Here is a 17,467-nt window from a genome sequence, read left to right as displayed (position 1 = left end):
ATAATATGAAAAGAAAAGATGTTGGGGGGCAAGCTGTTATTGAAGGAGTAATGATGAGAGGCTCTAAAGGAATGGCAATAGCAGTAAGAAAAGAAGATGGAGAGATTGATGTTAAAGTTGAAAAAGTAGTACCATTAACTAAAAAATATAAGTTCTTAAATATTCCACTTATAAGAGGGATATTTGTATTAGTTGATTCATTAAAAATAGGAATGGATTCTTTAAATCATTCAGCTTCATTTATTGAAGAGGATGAAGATTATGAACCAGAATCAAAATTTGAAAGGCTATTAGATAGGTTTGAAGGATGGCTTAGAAAAAAATATGGAGAAAAAGCTGAAGATATAATTATGAGTATAACAATGGGGATAGCATTTTTACTAGCTATTGGATTGTTTATAGGATTACCTACAGCTATAGCAACTATATTTAAAGGATTTGGTATTTCACCTATATTATTGAATTTAATAGAAGCTGCTATAAGGATATCAATCTTGATAATATATATATGGGGAATTGCAAAGTTAGATGATATGTATAGGGTATTTCAATATCATGGGGCAGAACATAAAACTATTTTTTGTTATGAGGCTGAAGAAGAACTTACAGTTGAAAATGTAAAGAGGTTTTCAAGATTTCATCCAAGATGTGGTACTAACTTTTTATTTTTAATTATGTTTGTAAGTGTGTTTATTTTCTCATTTACAGGATGGGGAGGATTTTTACAGAGGATAGCATTAAGGATATTATTAATACCAATTGTAGCTGGAATAACATATGAAATTATAAAGTGGTTAGGTAAAAGCAATGGTGTTATAGCTAGAATAATTTCTTATCCAGGACTAAAACTTCAGGGGTTAACAACAAGAGAACCAGATGATAAACAAATAGAAGTTGCAATAGCTTCATTAAAAGCAGCTGAAGGTATCGAAGAGAGGGAAAAGACAATAGGTGAGCTTTTAAATGAGGGGACTAAAATACTAGGAGATGCTGATATAGATACATCTAGATTAGATTCACAATTATTACTTGGAAAAGTTTTAGAAAAGGATAAATTATATTTGATTACAAATTCTACAGAAAAGGTATCAAATTCAAATAAGATAAAATATTTTAATTTAATAAAAAAACGTCAAGATAAAATGCCTGTTAGATATATACTAGGAGAATGTGATTTTATGGGGTTAGACTTTTATGTAGAAGAAGGAGTGCTTATCCCAAGAAGTGATACTGAAGTGCTGGTAGAAGAGGTTCTGAAATTAATTCCTATAAACAAAAAATTAGAAGTATGTGATTTATGCTCTGGAAGTGGCGCAATTGGAATTTCATTAGCCCATTATAGACCTGATATTAAAGTTGATGAGATAGATTTATATCCAGTTCCAGAAAAGGTGACTAAAAAGAATATAATAAGGAATAATTTAGAAGATAGGGTGAGCTTTATAAAGAGTGATTTATTAGATGAAGTAATAAAAGTAAATAAAAGATATAATATCATTGTTTCAAATCCTCCTTATATAAAAGAAGAGGAAATAGAAACACTAATGGAAGACGTAAAGGATTATGAACCTAAAACTGCTTTAAGTGGTGGAGATGATGGTCTTGTATTCTATAGAAAGATTGTAGAGCAAAGTAAAGAAACCTTATTAGAAGGTGGAATGCTTTGTTTTGAAATAGGATATGACCAAGGTGAAAGTGTAAAAAACTTGTTAGAAGAAAATAGATTTGTAGATGTTAAGGTGGTAAAGGACTTAGCAGGATTAGACAGAGTAGTATTAGGAAAGTTTGCTTGTTGAAAATAGCGAAGATTATATGATATAATACTAAAATGTGAAAAAATGAAGTACGGAGTGATATCATGTTATTAGATAAATTAGCTTTCATAGAAAATAAGTATGATGAATTATCTGTAAAGATAAGTGATCCATCAATAATGGCCAATCAAAATGAATGGAGAAAGCTTTGTAAAGAGCATGCCGAGTTAGAAATAATAGTTAATGCATATAGAAATTATAAACAAGTTACTGAGGATCTAGAGGCTAATAAAGAGATGTTAGCAGAAGAAAATGATAAAGAAATGAGAGAAATGCTTCAAGAAGAAATTTCTGATTTAACTGCTAGAGAAGAAGAATTAGAAAGAGAAATTCAAATTTTATTATTACCTAAGGATCCTAATGATGATAAGAACGTATTCGTCGAAATTAGAGGAGGTGCTGGTGGAGACGAAGCAGCTCTATTTGCAGCAAACCTATTTAGAATGTATACAAGATATGCAGAAAACAATAGATGGACTGTTGAATTAATGAGTGCTAATGAAACTGACATTGGTGGTTTTAAAGAAGTAGTATTCATGATTAAGGGTAACGGAGCATATTCAAAGCTTAAGTACGAAAGTGGAGTTCACAGAGTACAAAGGGTTCCAGATACTGAATCAAGTGGTAGAATTCATACATCAACTGCAACAGTTGCAGTTTTACCAGAAGTTGATGACGTAGAAATAGAAATTAACGAAAAAGATTTAAAGATAGACGTATTTAGAGCATCAGGAAACGGTGGACAATGCGTTAATACTACTGACTCAGCTGTAAGAATGACTCACTTACCAACAGGTTTAGTAGTTTCATGTCAAGATGAAAAGTCTCAGTTAAAGAATAAAGAAAAAGCTTTAAAAATATTAAGAGCTAGACTTTATGAACAAGCAGAAGCAGAAAGAAATGCAGGCATTGCTGAAGATAGAAAGAGTCAAGTTGGTACAGGGGATAGAAGTGAAAGAATAAGAACTTATAACTATCCTCAAGGTAGAGTTACAGATCACAGAATAGGATTAACTCTTTATAAGCTAGAGGCCTTCTTAAATGGTGATATAGATGAAGTGGTAAATGCACTTATAACTGCAGATCAAGCTGAAAAAATGAAACAAATGGGAAATACAGATATGTAATATTAAAGAAAGCCTTGCATTTAAAAATGTAGGGCTTTTATGCTAGTGGGGGATGGTATGAATATATATAAGGCAATAAAAAGAGAAAAGAAGTTCTTAAAAAAGTTTTATATTTTAATGATTGTTCTTGCTATTACTTTACCTATTATTCTATTTTTAACTGGACTTAATAATACATTTTATTTAAGTTATCTGTTATTTATTGAATTTCTTATATTTGTTGCTGTTATAAATAAAATGAATTATTATAAATTAGAATATAGTTGTAGCAATAATAAATTAAGATTTAAGAATGGATTGCTTTCAAATGAAAGTGTGATTTTGTGTGATAAGGTTGCTTTAGTACATACTGAAAAAATGGAAGAAGATATGGATATTATTATTGTAACTACAGTAAACTTTAAGAATAAGTCCTTAAAACCAATAGGTTCTATATTTTTAAAGAGATATCCTCTAGCATCTGAGGAATACAAGAGAATTAAAGAACTTCAGCCAGAGAACATATATTATTATCAAGTAATAAGAAGAGGCGGCCTTAAGAAGTATATGATTTTAGATACGATATATAAAAATTGTGTGAGAGCTACATATACTGATGAATGTATTCAGAATATAAAAATAGCAAGAGGACAAACTTTAGTGTAAAGAAGGAAGGAATAAACTTGGAAACAAAAGTAGCCATAGTTAATGATTTAGAAAATGATTTAATATACATAAAAGAAGCAGCAGAAGTAATAAAGTCTGGGGGGATTGTAGCATTTCCAACAGAAACAGTATATGGATTGGGAGCTAATGCTTTAGATGAGAATGGAGTTCAAAAAATATTTATTGCAAAAGGTAGACCTCAGGATAATCCTTTAATAATTCATGTTGCAAGTAAAGAAATAAGTGATTTGGTAGAAGAAGTTCCAAAGGTAGCAAAAAAGATAATGGATAAATTTTGGCCAGGACCAATAACTATTATAATGAAGAAAAAGAGTATAATTCCTAATGTAACTAGTGCTAATTTAAATACTATAGGGATAAGAATGCCAAGTAATGACATTGCACTGAAACTAATAGAACTTGCAAATACACCTATTGCAGCACCTTCTGCGAATATTAGTGGAAGACCAAGCCCTACGGATATTGAAAGATGTGTAGAAGATTTAATGGGAAGGGTAGACTATATTATTGGTGGAGAAAAGAGTGAAGTAGGAGTAGAATCAACTATAGTAGACTGCACAGTTACTCCTCCTATAGTATTAAGACCGGGTGGCATAACATTAGAGATGCTAAGAGAAATTGATCCTAATATAGAGATTGATAAAGCTATAATGCAAAAACCAAGCGAGGATTTTAAGCCAAAGGCCCCTGGAATGAAATACCGTCATTATGCACCAAATGCAAAAGTTAAAATTATAAAAGGAAATAGAAAAAAAACTGTTGAAAAAATTAATGAGATGGTACACAATTATATAGATGAAGGTAAAAAGGTTGGAATTCTATCTTCTAAGGAAAACTCGTCTTACTATAAATTGGGTGATGTACTAGTAGTTGGAAGTAAGGAAAATCTATCTGAAGTAGCTCAAAATTTATTTGAAGCACTAAGAAGTTTAGATGATAAAAAGGTTGATATAATTCTTGCAGAGGCTTATGAAGAAGAAGGTGTAGGCTTAGCTATAATGAATAGATTACAGAAATCTGCAGGTTTTGATATTATAAATGTTTAGTTGGAGGTAAATATGAAAGTTCTCTTTGTATGCACAGGAAATACTTGTAGAAGTCCTATAGCAGAAGCTGTTTTTAACAGCTTAAATACAGATGATAATATTACCTCAAATTCAGCTAGAATATCAATTATACCAGGAAGCAAGATAAGTAAGGAATCAGCTGAATTAATTTATAAAGGACTTAAACTTGATTTAAAAAATAAAAAAGCTAAACAAATAGAGAATGAATTACTAGAAGAATTATACTTAGTTTTAGCAATGACTAAGTATGTGAGAGATCATTTAATAAAATATTATAAGAATAAGATATTTATATTATCTGAGTATGTTGGCGTAGGGGATAAAATTAAAGCTCCTTACGGTGGCACAGTTTCTGTTTATAAAAACACTTACAATCAGATAAGAGAATCAGTATCTTTATTATTGTCAAAAATAAAGAAAGATTAAGGTATGTATATACCTATTCTTTCTTTTTTTATGAATATACATAGCAATGGAGGTGGCACTATGAAGATAGCTTTAGGAGCAGATCATGGTGGATTTGAATTAAAAGAGGAGATTATATCGTACCTAAAAGATAATGGGTATGATGTAGAGGATTATGGAACGTATTCTAAAGAGTCATGTGATTATCCTGACTATGCATTAAAGGCAGCAGAAGCTGTTGCATCAAAGGAATGTGATCTTGGAATTCTAATTTGTGGAACAGGAATAGGTATAAGCATTGCAGCTAATAAGGTTCCAGGAATAAGGGCGGCTTTATGCTCAGATACTTTTAGTGCACATGCAACAAGAGAGCATAATGATGCAAATATATTAGCTTTAGGTGCAAGAGTTGTTGGACCTGGATTAGCACTAGATATTGTAAAAACATTTTTAGGTGCTAAATTTGAAGGTGATAGACACTTAGCAAGAATAAATAAAATAACTGAGATTGAAAAAAAATATTATAAATAACTTGGAGGGATAAGAAATGAGTAAAGTAGTTGAAATCAATCATCCGCTAATACTACATAAGTTAGCATTTATTAGAAGTAAGGATACAGGGGCTAAAGACTTCAGACAATTAGTAAGTGAAGTTGCTATGTTAATGGGTTATGAAGTAACTAGAGATTTTAGCATGGAAGAAGTAGAAATTGAAACACCAATTTGCAAGACTAAATGTAAGATGTTAGCAGGTAAGAAGGTTGCTATAGTTCCTATATTAAGAGCTGGATTAGGTATGGTAGATGGAATGCTAAGTTTAATTCCAGCAGCTAAGGTTGGACATATAGGCTTATATAGAGATGAAGAAACTTTAAAGCCAGTTGAGTATTTCTGTAAGTTACCACAAGATATAGCTGAAAGAGAAGTAATAGTTGTTGACCCAATGCTAGCAACTGGAGGTTCTGCAGCTGATGCATTAACTTTATTAAAGGAAAGAGGAGCTAAGAATTTAAGACTTGCTTGTTTAATTTCATCTCCAGAAGGAATAAAAGCAGTACAAGAAGCACATCCAGATGTAGACATATACGTAGCTTCAATAGATGAACAATTAAATGAAAAAGGATATATAGTTCCTGGTCTTGGTGATGCGGGGGATAGACTATTTGGAACTAAATAGTTAGTAGATAATTAAATAGCTAAGGGGGAGAAATTGCTTTGCAATTTCTCTTTATTTTTGCTGTCTAGGAATATATAAAATCAAGGATTAAGTACTAAGGGAATATATATTTATTTTCTGTGACTTGGAGCTTGTCACGGAACAAGCAAAATAAATATTTACGCAACCTTTTTGTGAAAATATACAGTGATTTACAGAGATATTAAACTAATATATAATTTAATAAGAATATAAAAATTATATTTAGTAAATAAGGAGTAGGTTATGAGAAGAAGAGATAAGGATAATTATTATCTTGATATAGCGGAAACTGTGGCAGAAAGAGGGACATGCTTAAGGAGAAATTATGGATCTATAATAGTAAAAAATGATGAAATAATTTCTACTGGATATACTGGGGCACCAAGGGGAAGAAAGAATTGTATAGATATGCAAACTTGCATTAGGGAAAAATTAAATGTTAAAAGAGGCACTCATTACGAGTTGTGTAGAAGTGTACATAGTGAAGCTAATGCCATAATTAGTGCTTCAAGAAGAGATATGATTGGAGCAACATTATATTTAGTAGGTAAAGATGCTAATACTAAAGAGTATGTAAAAGATGCAAATTCTTGCTCGATGTGCAAAAGAATGATAATAAATTCAGGCATAGAAAATGTAATTATTAGAGATAGTAAAAGTGAGTATAGAGTTATAGATGTTTTATCATGGGTAGATGAGGATGATTCATTAGCAATAAGTAAAGAATTTGGATATTAACAATTATATTTGGAGGTAAGTGAATTGAAAAAGAAGATTATTACCATCTTTGGAACAAGACCAGAAGCCATTAAGATGGCACCGTTAGTTAAGGAATTAGAAAAAAGAGAAGAAATAGAATCTAAGGTATGTGTTACTGCACAACATAGAGAGATGTTAGACCAGGTTCTAGAGTATTTTGAGATTAAGCCAGATTTTGATTTGAATATAATGAAAAGTAAACAATCTTTAACTGGTATTACTAATAGAGTGCTTGAAGGATTAGAAGAGGTTTTTATAAAAGAAAAACCAGATATGATATTAGTTCATGGAGATACAACAACTACTTTTGCAGGTGCATTAGCAGCATTTTATCAACAAATAAAGGTTGGTCATGTTGAAGCAGGATTAAGAACTTTTGATAAGTACTTTCCATTTCCAGAAGAAATGAATAGAAAGCTAACAGGGTCATTAGCTGATTTACACTTTGCACCAACAAAGGGGTCAAAAAACAATCTTTTAAGAGAAGGTATAAGCGAAAATGATATCTATATTACAGGAAATACTGTAATAGATGCTATGCTTCATACGGTTAAGGAAGATTATAAATTTGAAAACGAAGAATTAAATAAAATAGATTATGTAAATAAGAAAGTAATAATGATAACTGCCCATAGAAGAGAAAATTGGGGAGAAGGAGTAGAGAATATCTGTACAGCATTAAATAAAATTGTAGAGGATAATAATGATGTGGAATTAGTTTATCTAGTACATTTAAATCCTGTAGTAAAAGATGTTGTTCATGAAAGATTAGGTGGAAACGATAGGATTCATTTATTGCCACCATTAGACACAAAAGAAACACATAATTTAATGAATAAGTGTTTTATGGTAATGACTGATTCAGGTGGATTACAAGAAGAAGCACCACACTTAGGAAAGCCGGTTTTAGTTCTTAGAGATGTTACAGAAAGACCAGAAGCAGTGGCATACGGTACAGTAAAATTAGTTGGGACAGATATAGATAAAATTGTAAGTGAAGCTAATGAATTAATTCAAATTAAAGAAGCTTATGAAAAAATGAGTAAATCAGTAAACCCATATGGTGATGGAAAGGCATCAGAGAGAATTGCAGATGCTATATTACGATATTTTGATTTAAGTGATAAAGAAGTAGAGGAATTTAAGAGGTAGTTTGTTTAAAATTTAACAAAATTTCCTTGAAAAATATGTGAAAAATGGTATAATTGTAATTGTGTTAATAGTTTAACAAAGATAAATGAGTTTTTTTGAATTTAGGAGGTATATGAAATGAGAGAAGTAGTTATTGCAAGTGCAGCAAGAACAGCTTTAGGTTCATTTGGTGGAACTTTAAAAGATGTTCCAGCAGCAGAATTAGGAGCTATAGTAATTAAGGAAGCAGTTAAGAGAGCAGGAATAAATCCAGAACAAGTTGAAGAAGTAGTAATGGGGAATGTTATTCAAGCAGGTCTAGGACAAAACGTAGCTAGACAAGCTACTTTAAAAGCTGGATTACCAAATGAAGTACCAGCTATGACAATAAATAAGGTTTGTGGTTCAGGTTTAAGAACTGTTGCATTAGCAGCACAAATGATTAAGGCAGGAGATGCTGATATCGTAGTTGCTGGTGGAATGGAAAATATGTCTGCGGCTCCATATGTTTTAGATAAAGCAAGATGGGGACAAAGAATGGGTGATGGAAAATTAGTTGATACAATGATAAAAGATGCTCTTTGGGATGCATTTAATAACTACCATATGGGAGTTACAGCTGAAAATATAGCTAAACAATGGGGATTAACTAGAGAAATGCAAGATGAATTTTCAGCATCTTCACAAGCTAAGGCAGAAGCAGCAATAAAGGCTGGAAAATTCAAAGATGAAATAGTTCCAGTTGTTATTCCACAAAGAAAAGGAGATCCAATAATATTTGATACTGATGAATTCCCAAGATTCGGAACAACTGTTGAAAAGTTAGCTAAATTAAAGCCAGCGTTTGTTAAAGATGGTACAGTTACAGCAGGTAATGCTTCAGGAATTAATGATGGGGCAGCTGCATTTGTTGTTATGAGTGCAGAAAAAGCAGCTGAATTAGGGGTTAAACCTTTAGCTAAGATTGTTTCTTATGGCTCTAAGGGACTAGATCCAGCAATAATGGGTTATGGACCATTCCATGCAACAAAGAAAGCATTAGAAGCAGCTAATTTAACTGTTGAAGATATGGATTTAATAGAAGCTAATGAAGCATTCGCAGCTCAAAGTTTAGCGGTTGCTAAAGACCTTAACTTTGATATGAGCAAGGTTAATGTAAATGGTGGAGCTATTGCTTTAGGACATCCAGTAGGAGCTTCAGGAGCTAGAATATTAACAACTTTACTTTATGAAATGGAAAAGAGAGATGCTAAGAGAGGTTTAGCTACACTTTGTATAGGTGGCGGAATGGGAACAGCTCTTATTGTTGAAAGAGTATAGTATACACATATTTTGAGGAATGTATTAGAGGTATTCTAATACATTCTTTTTGTATATAAGAAAGTTCAAAATATAACCATAATCTAGTATTTTTCGATATATATAAAGAAGTAAATTGTTAAAAACTTGAGCATTTTCTATTAAAAATATTGATGTATTAAATAATCATAGGAGTATTTCTAAAGAAAGCAACATTTATTTTAAATAAATAAATGAATAAATAGGAATAATCTATTTCAATATAATAATGAAAAGGTAGAGTAAATGGTAGTTAATACACTATAACTATGAATAAATTTAGAAAATATAATAAAATATTTAAACAAAGTATTAAATGAAAATGTTATCAAGTAAACTTGCATAACATTTAAATTTTCAGAATATTAAGACAAATGAATAATTATGAATAAATTTATGTATTATTGTTGAAAATAGGAAGACTATCGATGTTTGTTAAGAGAATGGCTAATATTACATGTATAAATTCAAAATTTAAACAATTTTAAGTTTATTTAAGTAAAAATAAGGTTTTCTTAAAGTTTATAGTGGGGCTATAATACATAAGGGTAAGCGAGAGGGGAGTGCTCAATGAGTAAAGAGATGAATAACTTGGAACGAAAAATCACAAAATATGATATGCTAGTTGGTTTATTTATGTCTTTAATTATTAGCTTAGTATTTTCGTTTAAGCCTGCAATAGTTTTTTTCTTGGGTGTAATAGTTGGAATGCTAAATTATTTGGCAATATCATTCTCTACTAAAAGGTGGCTTCATAAAAATAAAATATTAATCTTAACAACATCTATTCTTAGAGTTCTTTTAGTATTAATAGTTATATTACCATTTATCCACAATATTATACTAGTATTGTCATATTTAGTTGGAATAATACTAGACCAAGGAATAAGACTTTATTGTACATTAACAGTGGAAGGAAGTGTTTAGGTTGGAATCAGTAGCACCTATCTTTTCCTTTAATATCGGAGGTTTCCCCATAAACATTACAAGAGACATAATTGTTCAATGGGCGGTAATTCTGATTTTAGGAATCGCAGCCTATATTTTAACAAGAAATCTTAAAAGGGTGCCAGATAAGAGACAGGTAGTATTAGAAACCCTATATACTACTATAGAAGGACTTGTTAAAAATAATATGGGCGAAAGTTATGTGGGATATATTCCTTATGTTGGAACTTTAGTTATATATTTACTAGTTCTTAACTTGATGGGAATAATAGGAATCGCGCCACCAACTCAAAACTTAAGCGTTACCTTAGGACTTGGGTTAACATCATTCTTAGTTATTAACTATACAGCAATTAAGAGAAATGGTGTGTGGGGTTATACAAAAGGCTTGGGAGAACCATTCTTAATGATGCTTCCATTAAATATTATGGAAAGAGTAATGTTGCCAATATCATTGGCCCTTAGACTTTTTGGTAATATGATGGCAGCTACTATGCTTATAGAAATGATCTATGAAGCTTTAGGTTCAATAGGAATGCTAGCTCAAATAGGAGCACCAATTATAGCACATGGATACTTTGATTTATTTGATGGAAGCATTCAAATGCTAGTATTCACAATGCTAACAATAATAAATATTAAAATGACAGCAGAACATCATTAGAATGTAATTTTGAAGGAGGAAATTTAAATGGATTTATCAGTAATTGCAGCAGGTATCGCTGTATTATCAGGAATTGGAGCAGGTATAGGAATTGGTATAGCAACAGGAAAGGCAACAGAATCAATTGCAAGACAACCAGAAGCAGCAGGTAAGATTCAAAGTGCTTTAATATTAGGTGCAGGTCTTTCAGAAGCAACAGCTATTTACGGGTTAATAGTAGCTATCATGTTAATAGTTATAAAATAGTTTAAGAAGAGTTGATATTATTGACTCCGAAGGGAGGCTGAGAGAATATGGATATAGATCCATCAGTTCTATTAATGACGTTAATAAACTTTTTTATTTTAGTACTAATACTTAAACACTTCTTTTGGGAAAAAATTCGTATTGCTATACAAGACAGAGAAGATTTTATACAAGAACAATTGTCAAATGCAGAGGATGAATCTCAAAAGGCAAGATTATATTTAATAGAAAATGAACGAATTCTTAAGTCTTCTAAAGAAGAAGGTAAGAAGATAATAGAGAAGAAAAAACAAAAAGCTAATAAAGTATATAGTGAAATTGTAGATGATGCTAATAAAGAAGCTAAGGCTATAGTTGATAGAGCAAGGTTAGAAATAGAAAGAGAAAAAGAAAAAGCTCAATATGAAATAAAGAAACAAGTAGTTAATTTAGCAATTGAATTATCTACAAAGGCTCTAGAAGAAAAGCTTGAAGATAGTACTCAAAGGGAATTAATAGGCGATTTTATAACTAAGGTAGGTAGTTAAATATGTATGAATATTTAGATAGGAGATATGCCTTAGCATTATATGAAGTAGCCAAAGAAAAAGACAAAGTAGATGAGTATATTAATGACCTTAGAGAAATTTGTGACTTAATAGAAAATAATAAGGATTTTTATGAGGTTGTAAAACATCCTCAAATAAGTACTAAAAATAAAAAGAGAACATTTATAAATATTTTTAAAGGAAAAATAGATGAAGAATTACTTTCATTTCTATTGATACTTATAGAGAAAGATAGAATATTGTACTTAAGAGAAAAGCTTAACGAAATGGAAAAGATTGATCTTGAGAGAAAAAATATTCTATCAGCAGTGGTGAAGACGGCAGTACCATTATTAGAGAGTGAAATTTCTAATTTACAAGAAAAACTTGAAAAGCAGTATAATAAGAAAATTATTATGACTACAGAAATAGATAAGAGTCTTCTAGGTGGAGTATACGTAAGAGTTGGAAATGATGTTATTGATGGAACAATAAAATCTAAACTAGAGGAAATGAAAGACATAATGCTTAAGAGAGAATAGAGGTGAGTCCATGAATATAAAACCAGAAGAAATTACTTCAATTATAAAAAAAGAAATTGAAAGATATGAAAAGCATATTCAAAAAGTAGATTCTGGTACAATAATCCAAGTTGGTGATGGTATCGCTAGAGTATATGGATTAGATGATTGTATGGAAGGGGAATTATTAGAGTTCCCTAATAATGTATATGGTATGGCTCTTAACCTTGAACAAGACAATGTAGGTTGTGTTCTACTAGGGTCAGAAGAAGGAATCAAAGAAGGAGATATAGTAAAGAGAACTGATAGAATAGTTCAAGTTCCAGTTGGTGAAGAATTAATAGGAAGAGTTGTTGATTCATTAGGTAATCCTATTGATGGAAAAGGACCTATAAAAACTAGTAATACTAGAGCAATGGAAATTCCAGCTCCATCTATTATTGACAGAAGTTCAGTTAATGAACCACTACAAACTGGTATTAAAGCTATAGATTCTATGATTCCGATAGGTAAGGGACAAAGAGAACTTATAATTGGAGATAGACAAACAGGAAAGACTGCTATAGGGATTGATACAATTATAAATCAAAAAGGTAAAGATGTTATTTGTATCTATGTTGCTATAGGTCAAAAACAATCTACAGTTGCTCATATAGTTAATACATTAACTGAAATGGGAGCTATGGACTATACAATAATAGTAAGTTCTACAGCATCAGATACAGCACCATTACAATATTTAGCACCATATGCTGGATGTAGTATGGGTGAGTATTTTATGCATCAAGGTAAGGACGTACTAATTATTTATGATGATTTATCTAAGCATGCAGTTGCTTATAGAACAATGTCATTACTTCTTAGAAGACCACCAGGAAGAGAAGCATATCCTGGAGATGTATTCTATATTCATTCAAGATTGTTAGAAAGAGCAGCTAAGTTGTCAGCTGAAAATGGAGGAGGATCACTAACAGCTCTTCCTATAATAGAAACGTTAGCAGGGGATGTTACAGCATATATTCCAACTAATGTAATTTCAATTACAGATGGTCAAATTTTCTTAGAATCAGATTTATTTAATCAAGGTCAAAGACCAGCAGTAAATGCAGGTATTTCTGTATCAAGAGTTGGTGGTAATGCTCAAATTAAAGCAATGAAGCAAGTTTCAGGTACTTTAAGATTAGAATTGGCGCAATATAGAGAACTTGCAGCATTCTCTCAATTTGGATCGGATTTAGATAGAGATGCTAAGAGAAGGCTTGAAAAAGGTAAGAGATTAATTGAAGTATTAAAGCAAGATCAGTACGAACCAATGGCTGTTGAAAAGCAAATTGTTATTTTATATGCAACAGTTAATGACTTCCTTTCAGATATAAAAGTTAGTGATATAAGAAAGTTTGAGAAAAGTTTCTTAGAATATATGGATACTCATCAAAGAGAATTATTAAAGAAAATAGTAACAGAAAAAGTTTTAACTGATGAAATAAAGAAAACATTAGAAGAAACAATCGTTGAATATAAAAAGATATTTTTACAAGAGGCATAGCTTTTAAAAGCTATGCAATTCTTTAGGAGGTGGAATAATGGGAGCAGCTGGACTTATAGAGATAAAGAGAAGATTAAAGTCCGTAGAAAGTACCAAGAAAATAACAAATGCAATGGGACTTGTTGCCACTTCTAAATTAAGAAAATGTAGAAAAGAGTTATCTATAAATGAGCAATATCTAGAAATAGCTGAAAAAACCATGAAGTCTTTAGCAAGAATATCAGAAGAAAAACTTACTACTTCATATTTTGATGGAAATGATGGTAATTATAAGCTTTATATAATAATCACTTCTGATACTGGATTATGTGCTGGATACAATAATAATGTAGTTGCTTTTTTAGATAGCTTAATCAAGGATGATAAGGATAATTGCAAAATAATTAGTGTAGGTAGTAAGGGAATATCTTATTTAAGAAGGAACGGATTAGAAACTATAGATGAATATGTTGATATCCCTGATATACCAACTATAAAAGAAGTTAAATTAGTTTATGAAAAAGCTTTAAAGCTTTTTGTTTCAGCTGAAGTTTCAGAGGTTAATGTTGTATATACAGAATTTATATCTCCTATAAAACAAGAAGTTAAGAGCGAAAAACTATTGCCTGTTGAAAGAGCAGTAGGAGAGGTAGGAGAACAAATAGTAGAACCTGATTTAAAAACTGTTCTTACAGATTCTTTAGATATATATCTAAAAGGAAAGCTAAGGGCTTTAATGTTAAGTGCAAAATGCAGTGAACAAAGTGCTAGAATGCAAGCTATGGATGGAGCAACAAGCAATGCAAATGATATAATTCAAGAACTTAATATAAGATATAATAGAATTAGACAAAGCATGATTACTCAAGAAATTTCAGAAATAGTTGGAGGAGCAGAAGCACAAAAATAGTAAGGAGGTATATTAGATGCCTGGCAAGATAGGAAAAGTGGTTCAAGTAATAGGACCAGTAGTTGATATAAAGTTTAATTCAGACTCTCTTCCTAATTTATATAATGCTATTCATATAAATATGGGAGAAGATGTATTAGTAGCTGAAGTTGAGCAACATATGGGAGATGATATAGTAAGAGCCATAGCAATGGAAGCTACTGAAGGACTAAGAAGAGGTATGGAAGCTGTAGATACTGGTAGACCAATAGCAGTTCCAGTTGGTGAAGAAGTACTAGGAAGACTATTTAATGTTTTAGGAAAAACTATGGATAATGCTGGAGATGTAAATGCAAAAGAAGAATATCCAATCCACAGACCAGCTCCTAGCTTCAAAGATCAATCAGTTGAACCAGAAATGTTTGAAACAGGAATAAAGGTTATTGACTTACTAGCTCCTTATCAAAAAGGTGGAAAAATAGGTCTTTTTGGTGGAGCAGGTGTAGGAAAAACTGTTCTTATTCAAGAGCTTATTAATAATATAGCTAAAGAACATGGTGGATTATCTGTATTCACAGGTGTTGGTGAAAGATCAAGAGAAGGTAATGATTTATACCATGAAATGAAGGATTCAGGGGTTATAGAAAAGACTGCATTAGTGTTTGGTCAAATGAATGAACCACCTGGAGCAAGAATGAGAGTAGCTTTAACAGGACTTACAATGGCTGAATATTTTAGAGATAAAGGCCAAGATGTACTGTTATTTATAGATAATATATTTAGATTTACACAAGCGGGTTCAGAAGTATCAGCTTTATTAGGAAGAATACCATCAGCTGTTGGATATCAACCAACTCTTGCAACTGAAATGGGTGCTCTTCAAGAAAGAATTACATCTACTACTAATGGGTCTATAACATCAGTTCAAGCAGTATATGTTCCAGCAGATGACCTTACTGACCCAGCACCAGCTACTACTTTTGCTCACTTAGATGCAACAACAGTTTTATCAAGAAGTATTTCAGAATTAGGTATTTACCCAGCTGTTGATCCATTAGAATCATCTTCAAGAATTCTAGATCCGAGAGTTGTTGGTAAAGAGCATTATGAAGTGGCAATGGATGTAAAGAATATACTTGAAAGATATAAGGAATTACAAGATATAATTGCTATTTTAGGTGTGGATGAATTATCAGATGAAGATAAAGCAGTAGTTTCAAGAGCAAGAAGAATTCAAAGATTCTTATCACAACCATTTACAGTAGCAGAACAATTTACGGGAATGACAGGTAAGTATGTTCCAATAAAAGAAACTGTAAGAGGGTTTAAGGAAATTTTAGATGGAAAATATGATGATATACCAGAATCAGCATTCTTATTTGTTGGTACTATAGAAGAAGCTCTTGAAAAAGCTAAAACATTAGGATAAGAGGTGGAGGAAAATGGCCAAAACCTTTATATTAAAAATTTTAACTCCTAGTAAGATGGTTGTAAACGAAGAGGTAGAAAAAGTATTTGTAAATACAATTAATGGTATGGTTGAGTTTCTACCTAATCATGCACCTATTATAATGAGTACAGTACCAAGTGTTACTGTGTTTTATGATAAAGTAGGAAATAAGAAAGAGCTATTTACATCTAGAGGAGTAATTAATTTAAGCAATAATGAAATAATGTTTTGTAGTGATGCAGCAGAATTAGTTGAAGATATTGATTTAGCTAGAGCAGAAGAAGCAAAAGGAAGAGCTGAAGAAAGATTAAAAGATTCATCTAAGTTTGATGTTGCAAGAGCACAGGCAGCATTAATTAGAGCAAATATAAGAATAGGTTTAAAAAAGCATTCAATTTAATGAATGCTTTTTTTTATGTAAAAAATTATATTTTTTTGACAATCTTTCACAAAAAAATACGACTTTTATATACTAATAGTAAATAAAGTAATTGTATAAAAAATGGAATAAATGACCATAATTATGAAGGAAAGGTGGGGGTATATGTGAAGGTTAGAGTATGCCTTGTATTAAGTTTCCTTTTTTCTGTTATTTTTATTAGTGCTTTTCCTATAGTTAGTTGGTCATGTAATGATTTTTATTCTATTGAAAAATTAATAAAAGAAGAAAGTACCTTTGTAGAAAGTGGCGTGAAGATAGAATATGAAAGCAATATTTCACTAGAAGATACTTTAAGTTTAATACAAAAGAAAATAAAAAAGCATTATAGTTCAAGTGTTTCTGAAATAACTAATGATGGTATTTCTATAAAGTGCAATAATATAGAAATAAATATTATTGTTTATGAAAATAAGGGAAAAACATTAGTAGATGCGGTAATAACTAATTTTAGTAAAGACAAAAAGTTATTAAATTTAATACAAGATTTATCACAATTACAAGTTAATACTTCAAGTAAACCTAGATATTTTAAATATATAAAGGGAAAAATAAATAATACAGAAGAAGGATTAGATATTATTAATAAAGTACAAAACATAAAAGACATAAATGCCCTAGATATCCATAATGGTTATGTTGGAACAGCTAAATTACAAGATGGAGAAAGGGTCAATTTTGCAGTAAGTAACTACGATAAAGGGACTTACTTAGTTATTGGTACACCAATAATTTTTTCAACATACTAATAAG

At 30.9% G+C, this 17,467-nt stretch carries 20 protein-coding genes; all 20 read left to right on the top strand.

Annotated elements, in window-relative coordinates; genetic code table 11:
* The first annotated feature begins 5 nt into the window (after window positions 1-5).
* The 20 genes from prmC to G594_RS19500 all read left to right on the top strand — a co-directional run bounded on the left by prmC (window position 6) and on the right by G594_RS19500 (window position 17,463).
* Entirely contained in the window at window positions 6-1,796 is a 1,791-nt protein-coding gene (gene prmC / locus G594_RS0102300; RefSeq protein WP_027097076.1) for a peptide chain release factor N(5)-glutamine methyltransferase, read from the top strand.
* 62 nt (window positions 1,797-1,858) lie between these two features.
* Complete coding sequence (gene prfA, locus G594_RS0102295; protein ID WP_027097075.1) at window positions 1,859-2,941, top strand: peptide chain release factor 1; 1,083 nt, start codon at window positions 1,859-1,861, stop codon at window positions 2,939-2,941.
* A gap of 57 nt (window positions 2,942-2,998) precedes the next feature.
* Window positions 2,999-3,586, top strand: a complete 588-nt coding sequence (locus G594_RS0102290) for a hypothetical protein (RefSeq protein ID WP_027097074.1) — start codon at window positions 2,999-3,001, stop codon at window positions 3,584-3,586.
* A gap of 17 nt (window positions 3,587-3,603) precedes the next feature.
* Entirely contained in the window at window positions 3,604-4,653 is a 1,050-nt protein-coding gene (locus G594_RS0102285; protein WP_027097073.1) for an L-threonylcarbamoyladenylate synthase, read from the top strand.
* Window positions 4,654-4,665: 12 nt separating this feature from the next.
* A complete protein-coding gene (locus tag G594_RS0102280) occupies window positions 4,666-5,100 on the top strand; it encodes an arsenate reductase/protein-tyrosine-phosphatase family protein (RefSeq protein WP_027097072.1) in 435 nt (144 codons plus the stop codon).
* 60 nt (window positions 5,101-5,160) lie between these two features.
* Window positions 5,161-5,610, top strand: coding sequence for a ribose 5-phosphate isomerase B (gene rpiB, locus G594_RS0102275; RefSeq protein WP_027097071.1), 450 nt, complete (start codon window positions 5,161-5,163; stop codon window positions 5,608-5,610).
* Between the two features lie 16 nt (window positions 5,611-5,626).
* On the top strand, window positions 5,627-6,256 hold the full coding sequence (upp, locus tag G594_RS0102270; RefSeq protein ID WP_027097070.1) for a uracil phosphoribosyltransferase: 630 nt from the start codon (window positions 5,627-5,629) through the stop codon (window positions 6,254-6,256).
* 264 nt (window positions 6,257-6,520) lie between these two features.
* Entirely contained in the window at window positions 6,521-7,015 is a 495-nt protein-coding gene (locus G594_RS0102265) for a deoxycytidylate deaminase (protein ID WP_027097069.1), read from the top strand.
* A 24-nt stretch (window positions 7,016-7,039) separates the two neighbouring features.
* On the top strand, window positions 7,040-8,188 hold the full coding sequence (gene wecB, locus G594_RS0102260; RefSeq protein WP_271815509.1) for a non-hydrolyzing UDP-N-acetylglucosamine 2-epimerase: 1,149 nt from the start codon (window positions 7,040-7,042) through the stop codon (window positions 8,186-8,188).
* A 117-nt stretch (window positions 8,189-8,305) separates the two neighbouring features.
* Window positions 8,306-9,487 carry an acetyl-CoA C-acetyltransferase gene (locus G594_RS0102255; protein ID WP_027097067.1) on the top strand — a complete coding sequence of 394 codons (1,182 nt, stop codon included), beginning with the start codon at window positions 8,306-8,308 and terminating at the stop codon, window positions 9,485-9,487.
* 588 nt (window positions 9,488-10,075) lie between these two features.
* Entirely contained in the window at window positions 10,076-10,432 is a 357-nt protein-coding gene (locus tag G594_RS0102250; RefSeq protein ID WP_027097066.1) for a hypothetical protein, read from the top strand.
* 1 nt (window position 10,433) lies between these two features.
* Complete coding sequence (locus G594_RS0102245; RefSeq protein WP_027097065.1) at window positions 10,434-11,117, top strand: F0F1 ATP synthase subunit A; 684 nt, start codon at window positions 10,434-10,436, stop codon at window positions 11,115-11,117.
* Window positions 11,118-11,144: 27 nt separating this feature from the next.
* A complete protein-coding gene (gene atpE / locus G594_RS0102240; protein WP_027097064.1) occupies window positions 11,145-11,363 on the top strand; it encodes an ATP synthase F0 subunit C in 219 nt (72 codons plus the stop codon).
* A 47-nt stretch (window positions 11,364-11,410) separates the two neighbouring features.
* A complete protein-coding gene (locus G594_RS0102235; RefSeq protein ID WP_027097063.1) occupies window positions 11,411-11,890 on the top strand; it encodes a F0F1 ATP synthase subunit B in 480 nt (159 codons plus the stop codon).
* A gap of 2 nt (window positions 11,891-11,892) precedes the next feature.
* Entirely contained in the window at window positions 11,893-12,432 is a 540-nt protein-coding gene (locus G594_RS0102230; RefSeq protein WP_027097062.1) for a F0F1 ATP synthase subunit delta, read from the top strand.
* Between the two features lie 10 nt (window positions 12,433-12,442).
* Entirely contained in the window at window positions 12,443-13,957 is a 1,515-nt protein-coding gene (atpA, locus tag G594_RS0102225; protein WP_027097061.1) for a F0F1 ATP synthase subunit alpha, read from the top strand.
* Window positions 13,958-13,994: 37 nt separating this feature from the next.
* Complete coding sequence (atpG, locus tag G594_RS0102220) at window positions 13,995-14,846, top strand: ATP synthase F1 subunit gamma (protein ID WP_027097060.1); 852 nt, start codon at window positions 13,995-13,997, stop codon at window positions 14,844-14,846.
* A 16-nt stretch (window positions 14,847-14,862) separates the two neighbouring features.
* The gene (atpD, locus tag G594_RS0102215) at window positions 14,863-16,254 is read left to right on the top strand and encodes a F0F1 ATP synthase subunit beta (RefSeq protein WP_027097059.1); all 1,392 of its coding nucleotides are present in this window, start codon (window positions 14,863-14,865) and stop codon (window positions 16,252-16,254) included.
* A gap of 13 nt (window positions 16,255-16,267) precedes the next feature.
* On the top strand, window positions 16,268-16,675 hold the full coding sequence (gene atpC, locus G594_RS0102210; protein ID WP_027097058.1) for an ATP synthase F1 subunit epsilon: 408 nt from the start codon (window positions 16,268-16,270) through the stop codon (window positions 16,673-16,675).
* Between the two features lie 146 nt (window positions 16,676-16,821).
* Entirely contained in the window at window positions 16,822-17,463 is a 642-nt protein-coding gene (locus G594_RS19500) for a hypothetical protein (protein ID WP_027097057.1), read from the top strand.
* Window positions 17,464-17,467: the final 4 nt, after the last annotated feature.

The organism is Clostridium paraputrificum AGR2156 (assembly GCF_000424025.1).
Taxonomy (GTDB): domain Bacteria; phylum Bacillota; class Clostridia; order Clostridiales; family Clostridiaceae; genus Clostridium; species Clostridium paraputrificum.
Note: the sequence above shows the minus strand (reverse complement) of the source record. Positions and strands in the feature narration are given on the sequence as shown.